Annotated in this window: 22 protein-coding genes and 3 pseudogenes; 22 read left to right on the forward strand and 3 right to left on the reverse strand. The window is 59.4% G+C overall.

The genetic code is table 11. The annotated features are described in order from the left end of the window. The first annotated feature begins 108 nt into the window (after window positions 1-108). The 13 genes from nifK (at window position 109) to AU465_RS03135 (ending at window position 12,950) form a co-directional block, all read left to right on the forward strand. Window positions 109-1,650, forward strand: coding sequence for a nitrogenase molybdenum-iron protein subunit beta (nifK, locus tag AU465_RS03070; RefSeq protein ID WP_192243918.1), 1,542 nt, complete (start codon window positions 109-111; stop codon window positions 1,648-1,650). Between the two features lie 63 nt (window positions 1,651-1,713). Further along, window positions 1,714-3,204: a nitrogenase iron-molybdenum cofactor biosynthesis protein NifE gene (nifE, locus tag AU465_RS03075; protein ID WP_192243920.1), complete on the forward strand. Its 1,491-nt coding sequence runs from the start codon at window positions 1,714-1,716 to the stop codon at window positions 3,202-3,204. 9 nt (window positions 3,205-3,213) lie between these two features. Continuing rightward, on the forward strand, window positions 3,214-4,596 hold the full coding sequence (nifN, locus tag AU465_RS03080; RefSeq protein ID WP_192243922.1) for a nitrogenase iron-molybdenum cofactor biosynthesis protein NifN: 1,383 nt from the start codon (window positions 3,214-3,216) through the stop codon (window positions 4,594-4,596). After that, window positions 4,562-5,059, forward strand: coding sequence for a nitrogen fixation protein NifX (nifX, locus tag AU465_RS03085; RefSeq protein ID WP_192243924.1), 498 nt, complete (start codon window positions 4,562-4,564; stop codon window positions 5,057-5,059). Before nifN ends, nifX begins: the two co-directional genes overlap by 35 nt. Window positions 5,060-5,077: 18 nt before the next feature. After that, complete coding sequence (locus AU465_RS03090; protein WP_192243926.1) at window positions 5,078-5,557, forward strand: NifX-associated nitrogen fixation protein; 480 nt, start codon at window positions 5,078-5,080, stop codon at window positions 5,555-5,557. Window positions 5,558-5,585: 28 nt separating this feature from the next. Then, complete coding sequence (locus AU465_RS03095) at window positions 5,586-6,374, forward strand: winged helix-turn-helix domain-containing protein (RefSeq protein ID WP_192243928.1); 789 nt, start codon at window positions 5,586-5,588, stop codon at window positions 6,372-6,374. 100 nt (window positions 6,375-6,474) lie between these two features. Further along, entirely contained in the window at window positions 6,475-7,362 is an 888-nt protein-coding gene (locus AU465_RS03100) for a universal stress protein (protein WP_192243956.1), read from the forward strand. A gap of 1,354 nt (window positions 7,363-8,716) precedes the next feature. Continuing rightward, window positions 8,717-9,913 (forward strand): TlpA disulfide reductase family protein, encoded by a 1,197-nt coding sequence (locus tag AU465_RS03110; protein WP_192243932.1) that lies wholly within the window; start codon window positions 8,717-8,719, stop codon window positions 9,911-9,913. Window positions 9,914-10,253: 340 nt separating this feature from the next. After that, complete coding sequence (locus AU465_RS03115) at window positions 10,254-10,751, forward strand: NifX-associated nitrogen fixation protein (RefSeq protein WP_246505824.1); 498 nt, start codon at window positions 10,254-10,256, stop codon at window positions 10,749-10,751. Beyond that, a complete protein-coding gene (locus AU465_RS03120) occupies window positions 10,739-10,942 on the forward strand; it encodes a CCE_0567 family metalloprotein (RefSeq protein WP_192243934.1) in 204 nt (67 codons plus the stop codon). The genes AU465_RS03115 and AU465_RS03120 overlap by 13 nt, the downstream gene beginning before the upstream one ends. Next, window positions 10,939-11,256: a ferredoxin III, nif-specific gene (fdxB, locus tag AU465_RS03125; RefSeq protein WP_192243936.1), complete on the forward strand. Its 318-nt coding sequence runs from the start codon at window positions 10,939-10,941 to the stop codon at window positions 11,254-11,256. Before AU465_RS03120 ends, fdxB begins: the two co-directional genes overlap by 4 nt. 41 nt (window positions 11,257-11,297) lie before the next feature. Further along, window positions 11,298-11,513 (forward strand): exopolysaccharide production repressor protein, encoded by a 216-nt coding sequence (locus tag AU465_RS03130; RefSeq protein ID WP_246505827.1) that lies wholly within the window; start codon window positions 11,298-11,300, stop codon window positions 11,511-11,513. 423 nt (window positions 11,514-11,936) lie between these two features. Continuing rightward, on the forward strand, window positions 11,937-12,950 hold the full coding sequence (locus AU465_RS03135; protein WP_192243940.1) for a 1-aminocyclopropane-1-carboxylate deaminase: 1,014 nt from the start codon (window positions 11,937-11,939) through the stop codon (window positions 12,948-12,950). A 191-nt stretch (window positions 12,951-13,141) separates the two neighbouring features. Here the strand turns inward: AU465_RS03135 and AU465_RS03140 are convergent, their stop codons facing one another. Further along, window positions 13,142-14,002, reverse strand: coding sequence for a methyltransferase domain-containing protein (locus tag AU465_RS03140; RefSeq protein ID WP_312891180.1), 861 nt, complete (start codon window positions 14,000-14,002; stop codon window positions 13,142-13,144). A 685-nt stretch (window positions 14,003-14,687) separates the two neighbouring features. Beyond that, window positions 14,688-15,749 (reverse strand): GDP-mannose 4,6-dehydratase, encoded by a 1,062-nt coding sequence (gene gmd, locus AU465_RS03145; protein WP_192243944.1) that lies wholly within the window; start codon window positions 15,747-15,749, stop codon window positions 14,688-14,690. A gap of 1,083 nt (window positions 15,750-16,832) precedes the next feature. Between gmd and AU465_RS03150 the strand changes: the two genes are divergently transcribed. From AU465_RS03150 to AU465_RS37995, 9 genes and pseudogenes are all read left to right on the forward strand, one after another. Beyond that, entirely contained in the window at window positions 16,833-17,816 is a 984-nt protein-coding gene (locus AU465_RS03150; protein WP_246505825.1) for a GHMP family kinase ATP-binding protein, read from the forward strand. Window positions 17,817-17,826: 10 nt separating this feature from the next. Continuing rightward, window positions 17,827-18,888 carry a cysteine synthase family protein gene (locus AU465_RS03155; protein ID WP_192243948.1) on the forward strand — a complete coding sequence of 354 codons (1,062 nt, stop codon included), beginning with the start codon at window positions 17,827-17,829 and terminating at the stop codon, window positions 18,886-18,888. Next, window positions 18,831-20,270 (forward strand): ATP-grasp domain-containing protein, encoded by a 1,440-nt coding sequence (locus AU465_RS36115; RefSeq protein ID WP_246505826.1) that lies wholly within the window; start codon window positions 18,831-18,833, stop codon window positions 20,268-20,270. Before AU465_RS03155 ends, AU465_RS36115 begins: the two co-directional genes overlap by 58 nt. Next, window positions 20,218-21,648, forward strand: coding sequence for a lyase family protein (locus tag AU465_RS36120; protein ID WP_246505829.1), 1,431 nt, complete (start codon window positions 20,218-20,220; stop codon window positions 21,646-21,648). Before AU465_RS36115 ends, AU465_RS36120 begins: the two co-directional genes overlap by 53 nt. Window positions 21,649-22,092: 444 nt before the next feature. Then, window positions 22,093-22,400, forward strand: a pseudogene (locus tag AU465_RS03165) (transposase). Beyond that, on the forward strand, window positions 22,345-22,485 hold the full coding sequence (locus tag AU465_RS37630; protein WP_376774807.1) for a hypothetical protein: 141 nt from the start codon (window positions 22,345-22,347) through the stop codon (window positions 22,483-22,485). Before AU465_RS03165 ends, AU465_RS37630 begins: the two are co-directional and overlap by 56 nt. A gap of 301 nt (window positions 22,486-22,786) precedes the next feature. Next, entirely contained in the window at window positions 22,787-23,746 is a 960-nt protein-coding gene (locus AU465_RS03170; protein WP_376774808.1) for an aminotransferase class IV, read from the forward strand. Between the two features lie 409 nt (window positions 23,747-24,155). Then, window positions 24,156-25,343: a glycine C-acetyltransferase gene (locus tag AU465_RS03175; protein ID WP_192243950.1), complete on the forward strand. Its 1,188-nt coding sequence runs from the start codon at window positions 24,156-24,158 to the stop codon at window positions 25,341-25,343. Window positions 25,344-25,672: 329 nt separating this feature from the next. Then, window positions 25,673-25,741: pseudogene (locus tag AU465_RS37995) on the forward strand (DUF6429 family protein); the annotation flags it as partial. Here AU465_RS37995 and AU465_RS38000 read toward each other — a convergent pair. Beyond that, window positions 25,736-25,882, reverse strand: a pseudogene (locus AU465_RS38000) (IS66 family transposase); the annotation flags it as partial. The pseudogenes AU465_RS37995 and AU465_RS38000 sit on opposite strands and share 6 nt — an antisense overlap. Window positions 25,883-25,969 lie beyond the last annotated feature (87 nt).

Genomic DNA, 25,969 nt, shown 5'->3' on the forward strand with positions numbered 1-25,969 from the left:
CCCCAGGGAGACGACGAACGCCCGTGGCCGCGTGATCCGCGGGAGACCTGAAACGTCTCGACGTCCCTCAGCTGCCGTATGGCGCCCAGATGAAAGAGGTAACCACCCATGCCGCAGTCGGCTGACAAAGTTCTCGACCACGCCCCCCTGTTCCGTGAGCCGGAATACAGGCAGATGCTTGCCGAGAAGAAGCTGAATTTCGAATGTCCGCACCCGGATCAGGTCGTTACCGACCAACGCGAATTCACCAAAACGTGGCAATACCGCGAAAAGAACCTCGCCCGCGAAGCGCTCGTCGTGAACCCTGCCAAGGCCTGCCAGCCTCTCGGCGCGGTCTTTGCTGCCGCGGGCTTCGAGCGAACCATGTCCTTCGTCCACGGCAGCCAGGGCTGCGTGGCCTATTACCGCTCGCACCTATCGCGCCATTTCAAGGAGCCTGCTTCGGCGGTTTCCTCCTCGATGACCGAGGATGCGGCAGTATTTGGCGGCCTGAAGAACATGGTCGATGGGCTCGCCAACACGTACCAACTCTACGACCCGAAGATGATTGCTGTCTCGACCACCTGTATGGCGGAGGTCATTGGCGACGACCTGCACAGCTTCATCGAGAACGCCAAGGACGAAAATTCGGTCCCGCGCGACTTCGACGTGCCCTTTGCCCACACGCCGGCCTTCGTCGGCAGCCATGTCGACGGCTATGACGGCATGGTCAAAGGAATTTTGGAGCACTTCTGGAAAGGCCAGGAGCGCACGGAAGCCGGGGGAACCATCAACATCATTCCGGGTTTCGACGGCTTCTGCGTTGGCAACAACCGGGAACTCAAACGCCTGCTCGATCTGATGAGCGTGTCCTACACCTTCATCCAGGATGCCTCTGACCAGTTCGACACGCCGTCGGACGGCGAATACCGCATGTATGACGGCGGCACGAAGATCGAAGACGTGAAGAAGGCACTCAATGCCGAGGCGACACTTTCGCTCCAGCATTACAACACCCGAAAAACGCTGGAATATTGCGACCAAGTCGGGCAGGCGACGGCCTCGTTCCATTACCCGCTCGGCGTCCAGGCGACCGACGAATTCCTGATGAAGGTCTCGGCGATCTCCGGCAAGGAAATCCCCGAGACAATCCGCCTGGAGCGCGGCCGACTGATTGACGCCATGGCGGACAGCCAGTCCTGGCTGCATGGCAAGAAATACGCGATCTATGGGGATCCGGACTTCGTCTACGCCATGGCCCGCTTCGTCATGGAGACCGGCGGCGAGCCGACCCATTGCCTCGCCACCAACGGCAGCTCGGCATGGGAAACTCAGATGAAGGAACTGCTTGCATCCTCGCCCTTCGGAAAGGATGCTCAGGTCTGGGCGGGCAAGGACCTGTGGGCGATGCGCTCGCTGCTCTTCACCGAGCCGGTGGACCTGCTGATCGGCAATTCCTATGGCAAGTATCTGGAGCGCGACACCGGCACGCCGCTGATCCGGCTGATGTTTCCGATCTTCGACCGGCACCATCACCATCGCTTTGCGCTCATGGGCTACCAAGGCGGGCTGCGCGTGCTGACGACGATCCTCGACAAGATCTTCGACAAGCTCGATCGCGAGACAAGCCAGACGGGCGTGACGGACTATTCTTATGACCTCACCCGCTAAAAGACACAGCCGGCTTTTAGCCCAGGCTGTTCATTGCCCGAATGGACTTTGGAGACTGACGCAATGACCTCGCTCAGTGCCAAGATCCAGGACGTTTTCGACGAGCCTGCCTGCGACAAGAACCGCGGCAAGGATGCCAAGGCGCGCAAAGAGGGCTGTTCGAAGCCGCTGACGCCGGGGGCGGCGGCCGGCGGCTGCGCCTTTGACGGCGCCAAGATCGTGCTGCAGCCGATCACCGACGTCGCGCACCTGGTCCATGCGCCGCTCGCCTGCGAGGGCAATTCCTGGGACAACCGCGGCGCGGCTTCGTCCGGGGCAACGCTGTGGCGCACAAGCTTCACCACCGATCTCACCGAACTCGACGTGGTGATGGGGCAGGGCGAGCGGAAGCTTTTCAAGGCGATCCGCGAGATCAAGGAAGCATATGCGCCGCCAGCGATCTTCGTCTATTCGACCTGCGTGACGGCGCTGATCGGCGACGACATCGAGGCAGTCTGCAAGCGCGCGGCCGAAAAATTCGGCTTGGCCGTGGTGCCGGTCAATTCGCCTGGCTTGGCCGGCTCCAAGAACCTCGGCAACAAGCTCGCCGCCGAGGCGTTGCTCGACCATGTCATCGGCACGGTGGAACCCGACGACGCCGGGCCGTACGACATCAACATCCTTGGCGAATTCAACCTCTCCGGCGAGTTCTGGCTGGTGAAGCCGCTCCTTGACCGGCTCGGGATCCGGGTGCGCGCCTGCATCCCGGGCGACGCGCGCTACCTCGACGTTGCTTCCGCGCACCGCTCCCGGGCGGCTATGATCGTGTGCTCGACCGCGCTTATCAATCTGGCCCGCAAGATGGAGGAGCGCTGGGACATCCCGTTCTTCGAGGGCTCCTTCTACGGCATCACCGACACCTCGGAAGCCCTCCGCAGAATTGCTCAGCTGCTGGTGAGGAAGGGCGCCGATCCGGACATCCTCGGCCGCACAGAGACGCTGATCGCACAGGAGGAGGCGATTGCGTGGAAGAAGCTCGAGTCCTACCGGCGGCGGCTTCAAGGCAAGCGCGTGCTGCTCAACACAGGCGGTGTCAAGTCATGGTCGGTCGTCCATGCGCTGATGGAGATCGGCATGCAGATCGTCGGTACCTCGGTGAAGAAATCCACAGTCGAAGACAAGGAGCGCGTCAAACAGCTCCTCAAGGACGACAACCACATGTTCGAGCAGATGGCACCGCGCGAGCTTTACGCCATGCTCTCAGAACACAAGGCCGACATCATGCTGTCGGGCGGGCGCACGCAATTCATCGCGCTGAAGGCCAAGACACCCTGGCTCGACATCAACCAGGAACGCCAACACCCTTATGCCGGCTATGACGGCATGGTGGAACTCGTGCGCCAAATCGACCTCGCCATTCATAACCCGATCTGGCGCCAGGTGCGGGAGCCGGCACCGTGGGATTGCCAGCCTGATCTGAAGGACGAACTGCCGAGCACACCGAGCAAGACGGCAACCGTGCACGCTTTGAAGAAATTCGCCGGCATGACGGCCGACGACTTCGGCGAGTGTTGAGGAAAGCCGATGGCGCGCATCCTTCCCCAGACCAAATCATCGGCGGTCAATCCGCTGAAATCCTCGCAACCGCTGGGCGCTGCCTTCGCCTTTCTTGGGGTCGACGGTGCGATGCCGCTGTTCCACGGCAGCCAAGGCTGCACCAGCTTCGCGCTCGTGCTCTTCGTGCGGCATTTCAAGGAAGCGATCCCCCTGCAGACAACGGCGATGGACGAGGTTGCGACGATCCTCGGCGGGGCCGACAATCTGGAAGAGGCGATCCTCAACCTCAAGACCCGCACAAAGCCAAAGCTGATCGGGGTCTGCACGACGGCGCTGGTGGAAACCCGCGGCGAAGATTGCGCAGGAGACATCGCCGACATCAGGCTGAAGCGCGCGGAAGAAATCGCGGGTACGGAGGTCGTGCTGGCCAACACGCCGGATTTCGACGGCGCGATCGAAGACGGTTGGGCCAAAGCTGTCACCGCGATGATCGAAGGCATTACACGGCCCGGCGAACAGGCGCGGCAGCCGAAGAAGATCGCAATCCTGCCCGGCTGGAACCTCACTGTGGCTGACATCGAGCATTTGCGTGAGATGGTTGAAAGCTTTGGGCTCAAGCCGGTGATTTTGCCGGACGTCTCCGGCTCGCTCGACGGTACGGTGCCCGATCGCTGGGTCACGACCACCTATGGCGGCACCAGCGTCGAGGATATCCGCGAGCTTGGCACGGCCGAACAATGCATCGTCATCGGCGAGCATATGCGCTGCCCGGCCGAGGTGCTGCACAAGGTGACCGGCGTGCCTTACGTCCTGTTCCGGTCGCTGACCGGATTGAAGAGCGCCGATCGGTTCGTCTCGCTGCTGTCCGCGATTTCGGGTGCGTCGGTGCCGGCCGGGGTGCGCCGTCGCAGGGCGCAATTGCAGGATGCGTTGCTCGACGGACATTTTCATTTCGGAGGCAAGAAAATTGCGATTGCTGCTGAACCAGACCAACTCTACCAACTCGCGACGTTCTTCGTCGGCATGGGCTCCGAAATCGCGGCGGCCGTCGCCACGACCGATATGTCGAAAATTCTGGAAAAAGTACCGGCGGAGTCGGTTCAGATCGGTGATCTCGGCGATCTGGAGACTCTTGCGGCGAGCGCCGATCTTCTCGTCACTCATTCCCACGGCCGCCAAGCGGCGCAGCGCCTTGGCATTCCGCTCATGCGCGTCGGCTTCCCGATCTTCGACCGGCTTGGCAGCCAGCACAAGCTCACAATCCTCTATCAGGGCACCCGCGACCTGGTCTTCGAGGTTGCCAACATTTTCCAGGCTTACCGGCAGGCACCGACACCTGAAGAACTTGATCCCCTCCGCAAGCGAGAAACGCCAGATGGGCCCCGTTCGTCGCCTCTCACTCGTCACTGACGAGGTTCACGCACCGATGCCAGAACGACGAGCAGGCGCATTGCGCGTAGCCATCGCCACGCAAGATATGAAGGACCTCAACGCCCATTTCGGGTCGGCCAAGCGCTTTGCTGTCTACGACGTGACGCGCGAGGAGTGGCATCTCGTGGAAGCCGTGGCCTTCGATGACGTTTCCGATGAGAGCGGGAAGCATCGGACCGAGGGCGATGACCGCATCACGCCGAAGGTGGAGGCGCTGAAGGGCTGCCATCTGCTGTTTTGTCTGGCGATCGGCGGACCTTCGGCGGCCAAGGTTGTTTCGGCGAAAATCCATCCGATCAAGGTGCCGCAGCCCCAAAGCATCCAAGAGGTGCTGTTGCGCACGCAGATGATGCTCAGGACGTGTCCTCCCCCTTGGCTGCGCAAGGTGCTGGCGGAGGCAGGCGTCGCCGAGAAGAAACCGTCCTTCGAGGACGAGGACTGAAATTGAGGAGAAGGCGAAATGTCAGATGCCGCGGCTAGCACTGTTGTCGCCGAGGACGAGGCGGCCCTTGCCACCCCGTTCGTCAAATGCCTCGTGCGGCTGATCCGTGCTCAGGATTCCTACGGGTCATGGGAAGGCAAAGCTGCCGCCGAGCTGCTGGCCGACTTCATCATCACCAAAGAACAGCGCCGTGCAATCCCGATCATCGGCGATCCCGATCCGGACGTGCTGTGGAGGCTCGACATGTTTTACACTGCCGTCGGGCTTGCGATCGAGGAGCGCTCCAGCCTCATGGCATCGCCGATGATGGAGATGAGCCATGAGGGCTTCGGGCGGGTACTGTTCACGTCCGGGCGGTTGGTGGTTCTGTCGAAGACCCTGCGCGATGTCCACCGGTTCGGCTTCGAGACATACCGGAAACTCGCCGAGGCCGGTACGAGACTGGTCGACGATGCGCTCGCAGCCATCGAAGCCTACCCCGACATGGCACGGGCGTGATGAAGCGGATCTTCGAGCAAGGGGGGCCATGACAATCTTGAGCGAGCGCGATAGCCAGCCCACGGAAGCCGAGGCGGGCCAGGTCGATGAGGGGGCTCTTGGGGTAGCGCCGATGAAGCCACTCGTCCTGATCTGTTCGCAAGATGCGGAGTTCTATCTGAATTATAGCCACATTCTGGAGGCGGACCGCTTCGCGAGTGAGCAGGCAGGCTGCGCGAAGGAAGCATTTGTATTGGCCGAACAACGGGAGTTCCACGCCGTCGTGCTGGACTGCGTGCCAGCAAGCATAACCGGGTCCGAAATCTGCGCGGAGCTCAAGGAGGAGCCGCGGACGGCCGACCTGCCCGTTATTGCCCTGATCGCGCGCGGCGCCGAGGACCAGCACCTCGATCTCCTGAAAGCTGGCATTGACGAGATCTTTGTGCGGCCGATCGACCCGGCCAAGCTGCTCGACTGTCTACGGGCGAGGCTGGCGCTGCCGAAGCGGGGCGCAAATGGTCTTGAAAACGGCGGCTGGCTCACCTGTGGCGGCCTCGAGATGAAGGTGGATGCCCGCCGGATTCGCGGCAATGGCCACGACATTCACCTCGGACTCATCGAGTTCAACGTGCTGCGGCTTATGATTGAAGCTCCCGGCAAGGTCTTCAGCCGGGAGGAGCTTATCGGCAGGGCCTGGGGGGACAACATCCATGTCGAACCACGCACCGTCGATGTCCATATCAGCCGGATCAGAAAAGCCCTGAAAACGGCTTCGCCCGGCAGCGTCATTCGCACCGTCCGGTCGGCCGGCTACTCGCTCGAGAAGCCGGACGGCTGAATCAAGTGCCGGGTGTGGTGCCACTCCCTTTCCGTCGCGCTGTGAGCCGGTCTTGCGGCTTGAAACGCCCCTAACGAAGACTCAGGAAGAAGCAGGCAAAATGGGTTTTAAAAGCGTACTTTGTGTGACCGGCGCTGACCATTCCGATCAGGATGTCAGAACTGCTGCCGGCCTGTGTGCCGAAGTCGGCGCGCACCTTTCCGTACTGATTGTACCGCCTCCGATGCTGGTTATGTCGCCTCTGCCGATCGGAGATGGTGTCCCCGAGTGGCCTGTAGGACGTGGACAGGCAATTGCCAGATTGAACAATCGGTTTCGGCAAATCGATAGGTTTTCACAGGAGGTGGCCAGACAGGAAAAACGCTCCAAGAATATCCAAAAGCTGCTGAGAGCCATGTGCCTTTCCTATGACGTCGATACCGATTATTGCGATGCGACCGATGTGGGTGAGGTGGTGCGACAGCGGGCGCTTTGCGCCGACCTGACAATTGTTGGCCCCGCACTTCTCAACGACAGTATTCTCGGACCTCTTGCTATAAACGGCAGCTTATTCGATACGGGAAAGCCGGTGCTTATTGTGCCGAACGGCGCTGAGGCGACCCTGTGGCCACGGCGCGTCCTGGTTGGTTGGGATTCACGACTCGAGGCGTGCCGTGCGGTTCGGGAAGCGCTGGGTCTCCTATGCGCTGCTCAGGAAGTGTGTGTCGTCCTGGTCGATCCGAAGGCGAACTACAAAGGGAACGGCGCGGAGCCGGGAGCCGACATCGCTGCCTATCTCACTCGGCATGGTGCTCGGGTATCGGTCGGCCGGCTACCGAGCGCGGGCAAACCAGCAGCCGCGGTGCTTGCGCAGCATGCAATTGACACGTCTGCCGACATGATAGTCATGGGCGCTTATGGCAGCCGCCGGCTGCGTGAGCGGCTGTTTGGGGGCGTGACGAGATGGATCGTTGAGAAGCCGAGATTGCCGCTGTTTTTGGCTCGCTGACTGGATCCAGGGGAGCACCGAGCTGTTCGAAGCTCTACTCCCCTGGCTCACCGATCCTAATGCCAATTCCAAGAAAGGTCGCGGCGAACGCGGGAAATTTCGCGAAGCTCCTCGCAGCCAATCGGCGCGTGCCCGAGATCATCCCGGACCTCTCTAGCGCGCTGTCGGGGGTTCCGCTCGGTCCGAGATGATTCCGCAACGCGGAGACCGGCCGCGCAGAGGTACAGGCGCTCTTCAATGCAGTCAAAAAACCAGGGTTTCGCAGGGCGGCGCCAGGCCGAGAAGGAGAGTCGTTTCGGCGCGGCAGCTCGAGTTCGGACCTGTAGCGGCATTCGCATGCGCGCGATCAGATCTCTTGCTCACGGCAGCTGGTGCTGAACAACGCAATGACCTTGCCGTGGCCGGGGCCCTCAACGAAGAGTCGGGACGGTCTTGCTCTTGGCCGTAGTCGGCCGGAATCGATGGCATCCATCACGTTATCATCGCCTGGGACGGTAGCAGTAGCGGCGAAGGACAGCAGCATCCTCAGCGTTTTCAGTCGGCCCGGCCGAGCCGCGTGGCGACCGGGCGGGCGGTCTTTGGGCTGGTCAATTCCGACACCGCTCACATTCGCACCAGGCGTCCCTGTAGCGCCTGAGCACAGGGGACACAGAAGATAACGACACAAAGCAGTAAGTGCGGAGAGTTCCCCGGGCGGCAGATGCCGGCACTCTTCCTGGCCTTTTTCGTCATTATCATCGTCAATCTGACGATGGCGGCATTCGCGAGCCGCAGCTGGCCCGGCTTCGTCGAAGCACTCCTATGTCGCCAGCAAAATTCAACGGCCCGTAAGAGGGCAGGGCACAGGCTCGGATGGAGCGGCCCCTCGCAATCGCAAATGGTGAGATCCTCTGCCGCCTCAGGGACCAGAACGGCAAGAAACTCACGACAGGTGGCGTCAAGCGGACATCGATGACGAGCCTGGCGGTACAACGCGGTCATAATGTCCATCTGCTCGTCCCTCAGCCCGAATACATGTTTAGTCGTCCGTGGCCACGCTTTTTTTGGCGACGGGAGGCGCGTGATGCATGTCCAAAACCTGACAGAGGTAGAAAACATGTCGGGTTCAATACAACCGACCATCTCGAGCACATGGCGGTTTTTCAAAGCCTAATCATGCACTTACTGCACGCTTGGCCTCTGGCACGGCCTTTGCGAATTGAGATGCGACAACACTGAGTGAAGGCTGATTGCATGCAGACGCGCGAGACGAGCGATGTTCTCCTTTCCTTGAACCCGTGTGCCCCTCTCTTAGGGGGAAAACAAGCTCGCGCATAAGGTCGCGCAACCTTTGGCAATAGCTTTGGAGAGCAACATGGTATTGCAGATGGAGTCCCCGGCTCCTTCGATTAAAGTCGAGGACTGGCTGCGTGGCGAGCCCCTCGCAAACTTCCAGCCTGGCAAAGTGTACATCGTCGAATTTTGGGCAACTTGGTGCGGACCATGTGTGACGGCGATGCCCCATCTGGTGCAGCTGCAGGAGCAATACAGGGAGAGCGGGGTTGAGATCGTCGGAGTCGCGGCTTCTGAAGACGCTCCAACGGCCGATGAGGCCCGAACCAAATTGGACGCGTGGGTGAGCGAAAAGTGCTCGAATCTGAACTATCGGATCGCGTTCGACCACACTGGCGAAATGAACAAGCTTTGGATGGAACCCAGCTTTTCTGTCGGGATTCCGGCCTCCTTCGTGGTCGACCGAGACGGCCACATCGCCTTTATCGGTCACCCGATGAAACTCGATGAGGTCTTGCCGAAAGTGCTTAACGGCAGCTGGCGCGCCAGCGATGAAGCGAAAGCCGCCGATACCGAGCGGATCGCCAGGAACGAACCCATAGCGCGCGAACAAGCGTTGAAGAAGCCGATCAATGACAGATTTCGCGCGGCTGTCGAGAAAGAGGATTGGAAGACGGCGCTCTCGGCGATCGAAGAGGGCATCGCCTTGCTGCCGGACAACCTCAATTTCCGCCAGGCTCATGCGCATCTGGTGCTTCACAAAATGCGCGACATGCAGGCCGGCTTGCCCGTCATGCGCCAATTCGCTCGCGACGCGATCGACAGAAACTCCGAGCATTGGATGATTGCAGCGCTAGACCAACTCTTCCATCCGAACCTTGACCATTCGCGCTTTCCTCCTGTTGAGCGCTTTGCGATGGGCAAGGAGCTCTCCGAACAGATCCTGGCCCTGAATCCCCCGCAAGGCGACGGCCGTAAGTTCCAGTCTTATCCGGCGGTCGCTCGGTACTATCACCAGAGCGGCAGCAAAGATCGCGCGATCGAGTTGGTCGAGCTGGCACTGAAGTCGCTGGACGGTCCGGAGCCTGTCCCGGACGAACTGAAACAGCACCTTCTGCCGGATTTGCTGCAGGCCCTGGCCAACTACAAGGGTGAGAAGGTTTGTTACGGCGCCCTCTGTGCGGCTCCGCAAAACAATTTCCCGAAGGTGCCGAAGGTGCCAAAGCGCGGCCGGACGAGGAAAAACATAAAACCGAGGAGAAAACATAAAAAGGAGTGATGGTCGGAATGTTTACTGGCCAATTCGTCCACTTCTCCGGCGTGGCCGCTGCAACCAGGGTCTATGCAGCACCTGGTGGATCTTTTGCAGCGGCTGCGAGGCTCGAATTTTGCGATGACCTCCGGCCGCATCGCGGCGGCAGTGGGTTTCGACGCGAATTCGCACCGCAGTGGAAGACCTCGCAGTCGAGGACGTGTTCAAGGTCGGCCACAGAGACATCAATTGCGTGGACTCAGCCGCCACAAGCCGGACGTCGGCTGCGCAAATGTGCCCGAAGCAGGCGTCCCCGAAAACAGAAATCATCCTTCGAGGAAGAGGACTGAAGTGAGGAATAGGCGAAATGTCTGACGCCGCGGTTAGCCCTGCTGTCGCGGAGGACGAGGCGGCCCTTGCCACCCCGTTCGTCAAATGCCTCGTGCGGCTGATCCGTGCTCAGGACTCCTACGGCTCATGGGAAGGCAGATCGGACGCCGAGCTTCTGGCCGACTTCATCGTCACCACGGAACAGCGCCGTGCGATCCCTGTCATCGACGATCCCGATCCTGACGTGCTGTGGAGGCTTGATATGTTTTACACCGCTGTGGGGCTTGCGATCGAGGAGCGCTCCGGCCTGATGACATCGCCAGTGAAACCCATGAGGGCTTCGGGCGCATGCTTTTCGCGGTCCGGCGGTTGGTCGTTCTGTCGAGACGTCCACCGGTTCGGCTTCGAGACGTACCGGAAACTCGCGGAGGCCGGTACGAAACTGGTCGACGATGCGACTGCAGCCTTGCGGCCTATCCTGACGTGGCACGGGCGTGAAGAAACCGATTCGAGGAAGGATTTATGTCAAACCTAGATGAGATGGGGAAGAAAGTCCGAAAGCTTCAGCTGCGCGCGGCAGCTGCCAAGATGAAATTGCGCGACCTTGCAGAGGATCTTCCCGTAAAATGGACTGAGATAGAGGAAGTTGCCGAGAAAACGTACGCCGTTTTTGCCGAGTTGGATGATGCCAAGAGAGAGCTCGCTGCAATGAAGAACTTACGATGAGGAGCACATTCACCACCCGCGACGGCTCCGGATGGATGCCGGAGTATCTCACCGCTATAGACGGCACGACCTGCATCGGCTGCGGCCGCTGTTTCAAGGTCTGCTCGCACGAGGTCATGCATCTTTACGGCGTCGATGACGCGGGTGAAATCCTCGGCGCCTGCGGCGGCGAGGACGACGACTTCGATGGCGAGCTCAATCGCATGATCATGGTCGTCGACCATGCCGGCCGCTGCATTGGCTGCGGAGCCTGCGCCCGCGTCTGCCCGAAGAACTGCCAGACGCATGTTGCGGCCGACAAGGTCGCTGCATGATCTGACGAGACAAAACAAGGAGAACGGCCTTGCCCTTTAGAATGTTTTGTCGCGTCCTGTGGCTGGCCCTGTGCAGCAACGCTTTGACTGTCTACTTCGCCTCGCATTCCATCCGCCTAGCAGTCTTCACGACGCTGGCCTGTTCGCTGCTCCTCCAAGTGGCGTATTTCGCAAGCGTGCTCTTTCTGATCTGGCGGTCGAGCAGAGCGGGCGAAAGGGCTGAGCATTTCGGCAGCTACAAGGAAGTTGGATCCTAGGCGCCAGACTATGATGAGGCGAGGAATGAATCTGCAGATGTGCTCCAGGTCGATCAAACGCTAGCCATATCGCTGCTGCTGCCTTGAGACGCCATGACAAGGTCAGTGCTAACGCCACTTTGGATCAACCACGAACATTGAGCGGCTCGGTCAAGGGGCGCTTTGCTCGATATGGGCAGAGGCGACCGCAATCCGGTCATTCTAGTTAATCCGGGAGATGCAGGTTTCGGTTCCACAGGCAATGGCAGCCTATCGCAGCACGCCGGCATGCGGGTTGCTTGGTCTCGATGACAAGGTGGCTGGAACTAATGAAGGGCCTTTTGTGGAACGTCGGAGGATGCAGCTAAGACTCAAATCAAACACGCCTCCTTAGAATGACCCGTGCAAGCTAATTTCAGCTCATCACGTGTTGCCGGAGAGAACATGCTGGAAAAGTTCGAACGCTATCCGCTCACCTTTGGACCCACGCCCATCGAGAAGCTCGACCGCCTCGGCAAGCATCTAGGAGGAAAGGTGGAAATCTACGCCAAACGCGAGGACTGCAACTCCGGTCTTGCATTCGGCGGAAACAAGCTGCGCAAGCTCGAATACATCATCCCCGACGCGATCGCCTCAAATGCCGATACGCTCGTCACCGTCGGCGGCGTGCAGTCCAACCACACCCGGATGGTCGCCGCGGTCGCCGCCAAGATCGGCATGAAATGTCTCCTGGTTCAGGAGAGCTGGGTACCCCATGAGGATGCCGTCTATGACCGCGTCGGCAACATTCTCTTGAGCCGCATCATGGGAGCAGAGGTGCGCCTGGTCGACGAGGGCTTTGACATCGGCATCCGCCGCAGTTGGGAACAAGCGCTCGATGAGGTCAGATCAAGGGGCGGCAGACCCTATGCGATACCAGCTGGAGCGTCTGTTCACCCGAATGGCGGCCTCGGCTACGTGGCGTTCGCGGAGGAGGTGCGCGCCCAGGAGAAACAGCTTGGTTTTGCCTTCGACTACATCGTCGTTTGCACAGTCACAGGTTCAACGCACGCCGGCATGCTCGTCGGATTTGCCAAGGACTGTCGACAGCGCAATGTGGTCGGTATCGATGCCTCTGCCACCCCCGCCAAAACCAAGGCGCAGGTGCTAAACATTGCCCAACATACAGCGAAGCTCGTCGATCTCGGAACGGAACTCGTCGAGGATGACGTGGTGTTGCTCGAGGACTACGCGCACCCGCATTACGGCATTCCGTCCGAGGGAACCAAGGAGGCCATCCGCCTGTGTGCGCGGCTCGAGGGAATGATCACCGATCCCGTCTACGAGGGCAAATCGATGCAAGGGATGATCGACCTCGTCCAGAAAGGCTTCTTTCCGGAGGGGGCGAGGGTCCTTTACGCGCATCTCGGGGGCGCGCCGGCGATCAACGGTTACGGCTACACCTTCCGCAACGGCTGACGCTCGACAGTTTCGATTACGCCGTCCTGCCGTGCGGCGATGAGCTGAAAGTTCGTTCGAGGCCGCTTAGCTGGCTCTCTGGCCCAGAGGATGCCGCATTCTGAGGTGGCCGCGCGGCCGTCCCGTGCGTGCGGAGGCAGCTCGCCGCTCGGGCTGGGGCTCATTGCGGAAAATCTGTCAGCTATGGTCCCTCAGGTTATCGCCGCGCTCTTGGCCGGTCGGAACTGAGCGCCCACAGGCTTTCGGCCCCAAGCCTGGAAGATGCGCGGGCAAGACATTGTGGTATCAGGCCGCGCAGCAAAGGCGTCGAGTTCGGCTGTGACACGACCGACCTCGTCGCTGGTGGCGATACCCGATGACGTCAGTGCGTTAGCGATTGCCGAGAAAGTAAGCATCGGAACCTTCTTGACGTCCCCTTGTCGGCCGTATGGCTGCGTCAGTGCTGAGTCGACATCCGCGAACCCGACGCCTTCAAGGAGGCGGACAAGCCTGCGCCCGATGAAAGGATCGGCGCCGCGCCGACGGGCCGCTTCGACATAGAGCTCGGCGTAGCGGTCGAAAGCCGGGCAGGGTGGATCGCAGAACTGACTGCCGTAGTCGATGTCCTCAGTAACGATCGCGCCGCCTGGCAGGAGCGCCTCCCATGCCCGTTCGAGGAGTCGTTCAGGATCGGCGAGATGCGTGAGCACGAAGCGGACATGAACCAGCGCGGCTCCGTCCGCCGGCCAGGGATGGAGGATGTTCGCGTTGTGAAATTCTATATTGCCGATGCCGCGCGCGGCGGCTTCTTCGCGCGCCAGCACAAGCTTGCTTTCGTCGAAGTCAATGCCGACGACGCGGCCATTAGCCCCGACCCGCTGCGCCAACTCGAAGCTTACATCTCCGCCCGCGCAGCCGGCGTCGATCACGGTGGAATCCGAAAGCGGCTCGAAGCGATCAAGCACCGATTGCGTTGAAGGCGCCAGCACGCGCGAAATGACGGCAAGGCGCGCCCGGCCCTCTTTACCCCCTTTGATGATGTAGGAGTCGGAGTCCCTTACTGCCATCGCCATAGCGGCCTTCCTTGAACCATGGTTGACGGTGCCTCTCGGGCACCCAAGGATATTAATAGAAGCGTTTGCGGAGTATCCGAAACCGAGAGATCAAGACACCGCGGCGATTGGTCCGGCACGGGTCGACTCGCCTTCACCGACCGAAAGTACCATCTGGATCGTGGCGAGCAAGCTTTCTAAGAAGGGGCAAAGCCGCGCACCTTCGTCGATGGACAGTTGCCCAGTTCGGGTAGATTTCCGTGTGCAGCGTACCGTCGATTCGGGAAACCGCTTGCTGGCAGGTCAGGCAACGTCCCTTTTAAAGCGCTTTCCTTGATCGGCTATGCCGCAAATTTGGGTAAATGCAGGACGAGCCGAGCAGCATAAAATTTCTCGCTGCCCGAATGCGGCCGCGATCGTAGAGAGCTCGATCGTGAGATTGTCCTGGAGGAAGCTGACCGGACGTTCGTTTTTTGGCCAGGACTCGACCTTGGCGGCAGTCATGAAAACCAGGTCGGGACGTTGTGCCCAGGCCTAGGCGGTCGTCGCTGCGCGATCGGTCAGGTCGAGATCACGACTGTCCACCGTGAGGATCTTTACCTCGGGCAAAGCCGGACAGCCGGCGCACCAGCGCGGACCCACCCATGCCGCGGTGGCCGGCGACCCAAATGCGTTTGCCCTCTAGCGAAATCATTATCTTTTAACGTTAATCGAGCGTTATTCCGTAGGCACGGCAATCGGCCTCGACCATTTCCGAGACGAGCTCATTGAACGTGGTCTTTGGCTTCCAACCGAGCTTGGTGGCCGCCTTGGAGGCATCACCGATCAGCAGGTCAACCTCGGTCGGACGGAAATAACGCTTATCTATACGGATCAGCGCCTGGTTGCTCCTGCGTTCGCGGCCCACCTCGTCAACGCCTTCGCCTTCCCAGACGATCTCCTTCCCGACCCGCCTGAAGGCAGCCTCGACAAAGCTGCGGACCGAATGCGTCTCGCCGGTCGCGAGCACAAAATCGTCAGGCTCGTGGTGCTGCAGGATGCGCCACATGCCCTCGACATAGTCGCGGGCCGAGCCCCAGTCACGCTTTGCCTCCAGGTTGCCGAGATAGAGGCAGTCCTGCTTGCCGGCCATAATCGCAGCTACTGCACGGGTCACCTTGCGCGTGATGAAAGTTTCGCCGCGCGTCGGCCCTTCGTGATTGAACAGTATCCCGTTACTGGCATAGAGCCCGTATGCCTCGCGGTAGTTCACTGTGATCCAGTAGGCGTAGAGTTTCGCCACTGCATAGGGCGAGCGTGGATAAAACGGGGTAGTCTCCTCCTGCGGGACGGCCTGGACCGAACCGAAGAGTTCGGAAGTGGAGGCCTGGTAAAATCGCGTTTTTTCCTCAAGGCGAAGAATGCGGATCGCTTCCAGCAGCCGCAGCGTGCCGAGCGCATCGGCATTGGCGGTATATTCGGGGGTCTCGAATGAGACTTGCACGTGGCTTTGCGCAGCCAGATTGTAGATTTCGTCAGGCTGCGTCTCCTGCAGGAGACGGATCAGGTTTGTCGCATCCGTCATGTCCCCGTAATGCAGAACCATGTCGGGATGGTCCTCATGCGGATCTTGATAAAGGTGGTCGATACGCTGGGTATTCCCGATCAGCGAGGCCCGCCGCTTCAGGCCATGCACCATGTAGCCCTTCGAAAGCAGCAGTTCGGCAAGCAACGCGCCGTCCTGGCCGGTGATGCCTGTAATGAATGCCGTACGCCGGGGTGAACTCATTTCTGATATTTCCGTGGATGAAGCGTCTGGACAGGAAAATTCAGCGGCGCGTGCGAAAGACTTACTGCGCGCTACAATCGCGGTGCAATCAACCCTGTATGACCGTCTTAGCTGGAATCTGCGCCTCGAATGCTGTTAAGAAGGCGTGCGGATTACATCGAGTGTGGTGTGCCGTCGGCATTAAATCCAGAAGGACTTCGCCTCCATCTTCCGCGCGACGGGAGACCTCTGTAGGCGTCACCTTCCGAAGCGACGTCTTTTCATGTCCGTTACTCTTCGTAAAATCGATTGTTTTGATCGAACGCATCCACACGGTGGATACACCCTATCGGTATGCTGGCCGGCTTGAGGTAATCGAAGGTCCGACGGGGTGGCGGCAGCGTTCGACGGCGGAAGGCGCGGATCGTCGCGGAGAGTCTTCCGCCCGGCGCTGGAGTGCCGAGGTAACGCGCAGACACGGGGTCACGCGCTGGCAGGTCAATGACTGGTCCGAGCGGTCTGATCGGAAGGCACGGATCGCGTGGCGCTAGGGCATGCCCTCGGACACGGCGGGGGCGACGCTGTAATCCGGGCGGGGCGTGCGTCGAAGCCGGGCATCTGATCGCGGGTGACCCGCGCTGTACGTGGGGGGCCTAAACGACCGCGTTGGACGACCAGATACCAGTACGCTAAGCAGGATCACTCGCTGCTCAAAATGGCGTCCCTTAGACGTCACAGCCACCGAAATTCGCTGAGACGCACCATGCCACGCCGCCGGTAATCAAACGGTGCAACAGATCTTACAAGTAATTTCACAGAATCTTTGCGACCTAAAATCGCTGACAATGGTAGGTTCACCCCAAAGTCCGGGGTCAGGCACCTAGCGCCCTAGGTACTTGAAAGTATCCCGACTGAAACGCGAGCCCTGTTGCGATGATCCAGGTCTCGTCCCGTAGCAGCAAATCACACTTCAATGTACCTGACGGGGGAAGTGATATGGCGATCCAAAATTCTACGCATCCTATCGACCCTCCAGGTAGCGGGGCGAGCATGTCGACTAGAGAACTTCTCGAAGCGGCCGCCGATGAAGTTTGGAGGCCACACATGTATCACCAGACGTTCGATGGCGCAGATGCGGCCCAGATTATCGCTGAGGAGGGACAGCAGCCAAGGGTTCATTCTAGCGACGCTCTTCATTCTAGCGACACTCTTCATTCTAGCGACGCTCTTTGTTGCGGCACATTCGGCGAGTTGCTGCAAGGCCAGTTACCGGTCGGCGCCGTTCCCCGGGACCCTCACTTCTTGGTCACGATGCCCATCGCGCTCTTTGCGCGAGCTCACTTCATGCCGATTGCAGGCACACGATCTGTAACCGTTTATCCGTCACATAAAGTCAAAGCAAAACGACTGGCTGAGAATCTCGTGATGGCGCTCGGCGCCTCAGGAGGAATCCTCCTTTTGCAATCTGAGCTCCCCGAAGGCAAAGGGCTGGCGAGTTCGTCTGCGGATCTTGTCGCGGCTGCACGGTCAATCGCCTGCTGCTTCAAGCGTAGAGTCCGGACATCATTGATCGAGAAGCTAATGGCGGAGATCGAGCCATCCGACGGGGTGATGTACCCAGGAGTGGTCGCATATCAGCAGCGAGCATGTAGCCTTCTCTCCTTCCTTGGGCAAATGCCGCCGCTTGCAATCGTTGGTATTGATCAAGGAGGGACGGTCGAAACCGTCGACTATGATCAACGGCGAGGGGAAATCTCCGCCAGTCACAGAGCAGAATATCATCAATTACTCGACCGCGCACGGATAGCAATTCCGCAGGGTGACACGGCCACGATAGGCAGAATAGCTACGGCCAGCGCGCTCCTGCATCAGGAGCGGGCTCCAAAGGAGCATCTGAACTCGATGCTGAAAGCATCCGAGGCCACTGACGCTCTCGGGGTCATAGTCGCGCACAGCGGCACAATGATTGGAATCCTGCTTGATCGAATGGCGGCTGACTTTCCACGGAAGCTTCGGTCCGTGCTCGCCCATGTATCGCCGTTCGACAACTCGCCAAAAATATATCTGACCATGACTGGCTGCCGGTGAGGTAAGCAATATGGACGCTGTTCGCAAACGCCTGCCATTTTCCGGCTATTCCGATGCCTATGCTCTCCCCAGCATTATTAGGTGTGAGACAAACCTTTATCTCGCGCAGTTCGCCTTCATGAAGCTTCTCCCTGCGAAGTACATCATTGAGCAAGCGCTGGCTCAAGGGACTTTGACGCACGGCATGAAAGTTCTCGAGACCTCGAGCGGAACCTTCGCGCTGGGTTTGGCCGTAGTTTGCCGGGAACGCGGATTCCAGCTCGAAATCTTCACAGACCCAGTGATGGACAAAGGCCTGGAAAACAGGTTGAGCTCCTTGGGAGCCGAAGTCTTCATAATAACTGAAAAGGCGAAGCAGGGTGGCTTTCAAAGAAGCCGCCTCGACGCATTACACGCTAGAATGAGACAGTTGGGCCACTCCTGTTTCTGGCCCCGGCAATACGAAACACCGGACAACCCCGCAGCCTATAAGCTCTTCGCCGATCAGATATCGGGGATGTTGGACGCCGACGTAACTTTGGTCGGTTCTGTGGGGTCAGGCGGCTCCACTTGCGGAACGATAGAGCGACTCCGCCAAAAAGCCCCTGGCGCGCGACTGATTGGAGTGGATACCTTCAATAGCGTCATTTTTGGCCAACAGGATGGCGAACGGAAACTGCGGGGGCTGGGGAACAGTCTTGTCCCCAAGAACGTGAAGCATGAACTATATGACGAGGTGCATCTCATCTCGGCTCCGCTCGCGTTTGCTGCAACGCGAACCCTCCACGAGCGGCACGCCGTTTTCGCCGGTCCGACCTCCGGAGCGAGCTACATCGTTGGGCGTTGGCGCGCTCGACAGTATCCAAGAGAGACCGTAGTCGTCATATGTCCTGATGAAGGCCACCGCTACGTCGAAGCTGCATACGACCACGAGTGGCTCAAGCAGAACGCATGTCTAAATGAAAGTGTTCTGCTGGACGCGCCGGCAACCGAAAATCACCCCTCGACCGCTCTCCCGCCATGGAACCGATATCGTTGGAATCGGAGAAGCCGGGAAGCTGTCCTAAACGCGCTGGAGCATTCTTCATGCTGAACCGAGGTAGCTTCCTTTTCGTGGAAAGCAACACGACGGGCACTGGCGAACTATTGATAAAGCGGGCCCAAGTCCTGGGCTTTGAACCGTATCTCGTTACGCGCAATCCTGCACGTTATACGTTTCTCGAGGACTCCGTTGCTCACGTTATCGAAGCTGACACGCGTAGTAAGGATGAACTCATCGCGGCCGCCGCCAAATTAAGAAGGCTGGCAGGAATATATTCATCGTCGGATTATTTTGTGGAAGCAGCGTCACGTGTCGCGACGGCAATGGGGTTACCAGCACCGAATTCGGAGGCTATAGCCACATGCCGGAACAAATGGAAGCAGGCGGCCGAGTTGCAACGACAATCAATCACGACCCCTGAAACTCGGTTGGCCACATCCATCAGAGACGTCGAGAATATTCTTGCCCAAGCTACACTGCCAGTCGTCGTGAAGCCGGTCTCCGGAAGCGGTAGTAGCGGCGTGCGGTTGTGCGATAGTGCCACAGCCGCCATCAAGGCGTTTGAGAGTGCAAAGGACGTATTGTTGGATCAAGTGGATCTGCCCAGTCCCGACGTCCTCATCCAGCAATATATAGAGGGTAAAGAATACTCCGCAGAGATAATTGCTTACGATGGGGTGCTGCATTGCCTTGGAATTCTTGCCAAGCACAAGGGGCCGGCTCCCTGCTTCGTCGAGGTAGGGCACGACTTCCCGGCCCCGCTGCCGGAGCCATCCCGCCATGAACTGGCCTCTTTTGCCGCGGGCGCGGTGTCGGCTCTGGGCCTGAAGTTCGGACCGGCTCATGTGGAGTTCGTGATAACGGAGTCGGGCCCCGTCATCATCGAGGTCAACCCCAGACTGGCTGGAGGAATGATCCCAGTCATGCTCTCGCACGCCTTGGGCACGTCAATCCTTGACATGGTCATTAGACTTTACGCGGGAGAAGGTTTCACGCCTCCGCGGGCGGGCGCAAGAGCGGGCGCCATCCGTTTCCGGCTTGCTCACAACTCCGGGAAGCTCAAACGCCTGGGCTTTTCTCGAAATCCAGAGCCGACAGTGCCCGCAGCGGGGCTTCTGAAATCTGAGGGGGAGGAAGTTCAAATAAACGGCGACTTCAGAGACCGCGTAGCCTATGCTGTTGGCGTCGCCGATGAACTCAACGCCGCTGCAGCGGCAGCTGAAGGGATGATCGAATCCATTGTCGTCGATATCGAGACGGCTGCTGGCGAATCGGGCAACAAGCAGGACGCTGGGTCAAGCGAGGGCAGGTGGACTCGAGACGGCTGCTGGCGAATCGGGCAACAAGCAGGACGCTGGGTCAAGCGAGGGCAGGTGGACTCTGCATCCCGAAGCGATGAAGTTGCTAGCGCCGGCGATCGAAATCTCGCGTGACGGTCGCCTTCTGCGCCACCAGGCGACCATAGACGAAGCACATTTGGTGATGCTCGCGGACCAGGGCTTGATCAGCCCGGAAGCCGCTGCCGATCTCCTGAAGCATGTCTTGGACCTCCAGGAAGAGGGCTTTCAGTCTTTGCAGGGCCGCGATGCTCCGCGTGGCCTCTATCTGGCCTATGAGGCCGAACTTGCCGCCAGAGTAGGCCCGGAAAAGGCCGGCTGGCTTCACCTTGCAAGATCCCGCAACGACTTGAACGCGACCATTTCTCTCCTGACCCTTCGGGAAGCTGCGTGTTCCATCTCGCAACAGATAGGAACTGCACAAGATGCCCTGCTTCAGCGAGTGGAGGAAGCATCGGGACTTGTGGCTCCGTTGTACAGTCAGTATCAGATCGCACTCCCCGGATCGCCGGGGCACTACCTGCTCAGCGTTTTCTTCGCTCTGGGGCGCGAGCGCCAGCGCCTCCATTGCCTGGTGGAAGACATCAGGAACTGCCCCATGGGAGCTGGTGCGGGCGGAGGCACCAGCATGCCTATAGATCCCTTGAAAACCGCAAATCTTCTGGGATTCGAACTACCGTCATTCAACTCACTTGATGCGGTCGCAAGCCGCGATCATCATCTGCAAGGGCTTTCAGTCTTCGCTGGCGTTGCAATCTTGCTCAGTCGTGTGGCCCAGGACCTGCAGGTTTGGACGACGCGCGAGTTCGCCCTCATCGACATTCCTCACAATCTTGCCGGCGGCTCTTCCATGCTTCCCCAAAAGAAGAACCCGTTTCTGCTTGAACACATCAAGGGGTCGGCAAGCACCGTGCTTGGCGCATATGTTTCTGCGGCAACAGCAACCTGCAAATCGCCTTTCAGCAACTCGATCGAAGCTAGCAACTACGGCTGCTCTCCACTAGGCCTTGCAGAAGATGCCCTGAAGCGGGCCATCACCCTCACATCGCTCATTGTAAAATTTATGTCTTTCAACGTGCGCTCGATGCGTGACAATCTGGAAGACGGCTCACCGATGGCGTCAGTCGCCGCAGAACGGATGGCGTCGCGAGGCGTTCCTTTCAGGAAGGCCCACACGCTAGTTGGCGAGATCGCCAGGCGTCAGTCTCTGGATAGCTCCGTTGCGGAGCGCCGAAGCGAGTTGGCCAGCCACCTCGCTGGTGTGTTGCCGGAGAGTCTTGAAGAGTGCAGGGATGCTCTGCAGTTCGGAGGAGGACCCGGAAAAAGCTCAACCGACGGCCAGATTTCTGTAGCAAAAACGCTCTTTCGAGACCAGCAGTTGAAATGCGTGGAAGTACGGGAACGCTGGGCGCACGTTGAGATGCACCGCAAACAGAGGGTGAAAGAGCTTATTGATAGGCATCAGGCCACCTGAATCAGAATTTTGGACAGCGCTGTACATTTATAACGATCGGGAGATCACTGCGCTGCTGGAGCAGCGCAGTGGCTGCAGCCTATCCATAGGACCAGCCACTACGAGACGATGCTCGGGTTCCTCGCAGTGACGGGCTTGCCCGGGCTCTTTGCCAAAACGATCGCAGGCAACCATCGGGTCGACGGAATGACAATCGGCGGCCCGGCAACAATGTCAATCCATCGACACGTTCAGCCCAACATATCCGGTGCGACCGTCGCCGCGCTGCGCGAACCGGTCTGATGCGCTGATTGATCAGATTGTTCACAAAGCGCGGCGAAACGTGGAAACGGCGCGCGGCTTCGCGGTGGCCACGTCCCTCGTCGACATACGCAGCAACACGCCTACGTAACTCTATTGGTCTGAAGGCCCTTTGCCGAGCGGCCGCTGCAAGAGCCGTTTGCCATCCCATCCTCGACGCCCGCTGCGGGAAAGTGCGCGAAGCCGGCCTCAATGAGCCAGGCGGTGCTAGTCGCGGTCGGCATCAACTGGGACAGAAGGCGCCGGATCCTGGCGGTGGAGATGGCCAATCGCGAAAGCCGCTTGGCCTGGAAGGACTTCCTCGTTGCGCTGCTACGGTGCACTTCTTCAGGAATGCGCTCGATTATTTGCCGAGGAAGCACGGCGACGACTGCCTGCAGGAACACCGATGGATCTATGACCGGCGCGATCGACGAGGCCAAGGCCGATCTCGCCGAGCTATCCGCGGCTGACGGCCTGGGTGGAGGCAAGTGCCATTATGCGCTCGGCAATTTGGCCGGCCTGTCGCTTGTAAAGCGATCTCTCGCTCGCTCTTGATGGATCGCACCCAGTTCACAAGAAGCTCCGCATCCTTGAAGTGGATGTTGGGCATTACCTTCACAAACTCGGCATGGTCAAGTTCGAGCCGCGGGTTGCGGAATAGCGTTGGGCGGGTTGCGCTGAAGCCATCACTCCGGGCTGCTTTTTGAAGTATCCATTGCGCATCCACTATCAGATTGATCTCTTTTGACTGGAGAAGCGTGCGATCTACGAGCGTAGTAGATCCTGCGTCGGGACGGTGTGATTTGCCAAATCGTCCGGCGCGGCCAAAGCAACCGCCCCGGTGTAAGGAAAAAGAATGACACCTCCGATGACACAGCTAATAGCCGCGCTTCCACCTCTCGATGAGCATCACGTTGATCGACGTCGGCATCCGCACGGGGTTGCGTTCATGGATGGACAATACCTGCCGATGTCCGAGGCCAAAATCTCGGTGCTCGATTGGGGGTTCCTGCACTCCGACGCGACCTATGACACGGTGCATGTCTGGAACGGCAGGTTCTTCCGGTTAGACTTGCATCTTGAGCGTTTCTTCCGGGGTATTGAACGGCTGCGAATGAAACTGCCCTATGATCGCGAGAAAATAGCGTCAATTCTCAACAATTGCGTCGCTTTATCGGGCCACAGATCGGCGTATGTGGAGATGATCTGCACGCGCGGTTCGTCGCCGACATTCAGCCGCGATCCCCGCCAGGCGGAGAACCGCTTCATCGCGTTTGCTGTCCCATTTGGATCGGTTGCTAACAAGGAACAGCTGGAAAGAGGCCTGCACGTCGCGATCAGCGAGACCGTCCGCATCCCGCCTAAATCGGTCGATCCCGCAATCAAAAACTATCATTGGCTCGATCTCGTGAAAGGCCTTTACGACGCCTACGATAGGGGGGCGGAGACAGCGCTGATCGTAGATACGAACGGGCACATCGCGGAGGGGCCCGGCTTCAATGTGTTCGTTGTCAAGGAAGGATCCCTAAGGACACCTGCTTATGGGGTGTTGCCGGGTATCACGCGCCGGACCGTCTTCGATCTCTGCGCCAACATTGGGCTCTCGGCCACGGCTGCTGATATTGGTGGTGCTGAGATTAAAGGAGCCGACGAGGTCTTCATCACCTCGACTGCCGGCGGGATCATGCCCGTGACGCGTATCGACGACGCGGCGATCGCCAACGGGCGCGTCGGACCCGTCACCCGCCGACTAATGGACCTCTACTGGCAAAAGCACGACGATCCGGCATGGTCCACTGCTGTCAGCTATCCGTGATCAGAAATGAGCCACGCGACAGCCACTTGGCGAGCGGATTTGTGACGATGACGATGAGCTGTCGTTACGCAAGCCCCTGGCGCCGCCTTGGATTGGTGGGAGCCCAATGCACGCCGACGTCTCCTGCGCTGGGGAACCAACGGTAGAAAGACGAGCGCGATCGCGAGTGTGCGTCAACTTTCTGCGCCCGCTGAGCTCGCGCCACGCGCCGAGGACTTAATCTTGACCAGGCGACCGCCCCGTCGATCTTCTGAGAAAGGTGATGCCGGTTTGCTCGCGGTCGCAATCTCGGTGGAATATGGCGGACCCGCAGTTGGCTCCGTTACCATGGCCTCGTGGCGCGCGATGTTGAGCGAATCGACAGCCGCTACCATTCGATGATGAGCGTCCAGTTCCTGCGGAGTTGCCCATGCAGAAAGCTTTTATTGCGCATTTGTCGGCGGAACTAGCTGGGTTGAAGTCTGTGGGGCTCTACAAATCCGAGCGCGTCATCAAATCGATGCAGTCATCCCAGATCGAACTCGCCGATGGCGGAAAAGTCCTGAATTTCTGCGCCAACAACTATCTTGGTCTCGCCGATAATGAAGATCTGCGGAAGGCGGCTAAGGCTGCGATCGACCGCTATGGATACGGCATGGCGTCGGTCCGCTTCGTCTGCGGCACTCAGGAAGAGCATAAGGAACTCGAGGCGCGCATCTCCTCATTCCTCAAGATGGAAGATGCGATCCTCTATTCATCCTGTTTTGACGCCAATGCCGGTCTTTTCGAGGCGCTGCTCGGCGAAGAAGATGCCATCATTTCCGACGCGCTGAACCACGCCTCCATCATCGACGGCGTACGGCTCTCAAAGGCCAGGCGCTTCCGCTATGCCAACAACGATCTAGCCGCGCTGGAAGAGGAACTGAAGAAGGCCGAGGGCAGCCGCTTCAAGCTGATCGCGACCGATGGAGTGTTTTCAATGGACGGCATCATCGCCAATCTTGCCGGCGTCTGTGATGTGGCCGAGAAATATGGTGCAATGGTCATCCTCGACGACAGCCATGCGGTCGGCTTCGTCGGCAGGCATGGGCGCGGCTCGGCGGAACATTGCGGCGTTGAGGGCCGCATCGACATCATCACTGGCACGCTCGGAAAGGCGCTTGGAGGCGCGTCGGGCGGCTATACGTCAGGCAAGCGCGAGGTCATCGACTGGCTGCGCCAGCGCTCGCGGCCCTACCTCTACTCCAATACGCTCATGCCTGCCATTGCAGGGGCGTCGCTGAAGGTTTTCGATCTGATCGAACAAGGTGATGCGCTACGCAAGAAGCTCTATGCCAATGCCGACCGCTTCCGCTCGAAGATGTCGAAGGCGGATTTCACGATGGGCGGCGCGGACCATCCGATCATCCCTTTGATGTTGGGCGACGCGAGCCTCGCGCAGCAGATGGCCGAGAAGATGCTTCAGCGCGGCATCTATGTAATCGGATTCTCCTTCCCCGTCGTGCCGAGGGGCCAGGCGCGCATACGCACGCAAATGTCCGCCGCACATTCGAGTGCGGATGTTGACCGTGCGGTCGAGGCCTTCACGGAGGTAGGCAGGGAATTGGGAGTCATCTGATGTCCGACACGATAGAAGCGCCTTCGTGGATGCCGCGAGGAAGGCATGATGCTCCTCGATGTTAAGTCTGCGTCGATCTCTGCAAGTTGGCACAGGTAACAGCTGGCTGGCGGAATTCGTGGCGAACATCGCAAATTGTCGCGAAAGCACGTTAAAGACGACCAAGCTCGCGATCATGGCGTGGAAGCATATGTTTGAGATCGCCGAGCGGGAAGGATTCGATTTCGATCAAGTTCGTCGCGGTATTCGGGAAAAGGCCGATTTCGATATGCGCAGGGTATCCATCCGGTCTGGGCCGCGGCGGGTGCGGTCTATGTTAGGCTGCAGCGATGGAGATCGACACCGACAAGATCGATTATGCGGTCCTGGCGCTGCTTTGGCTGACCCTGCACAATGACATTGTAGCCGCCATAAGCAGAGGCCTGCAGGATGCCGGTGAAGGTCTTGAGATGGCGTTCAGGATGTTCCTGCCGCCGATCGCGCGAGGCAAAGTAGAGCGCCGCCGGCGGCGATTGTCCGCCGAACGGCCGGCCATCCCTGTTATGCAGACCTCTGCATAAGCGCGCTTATGCGCACCTGCGCATTTCGCAAAAGCCGGACGGGGATTCCGCTAAGTCGCGGACAGT

It is taken from the genome of Mesorhizobium silamurunense, from assembly GCF_014843905.1.
Taxonomy (GTDB): Bacteria; Pseudomonadota; Alphaproteobacteria; order Rhizobiales; family Rhizobiaceae; genus Mesorhizobium; species Mesorhizobium silamurunense.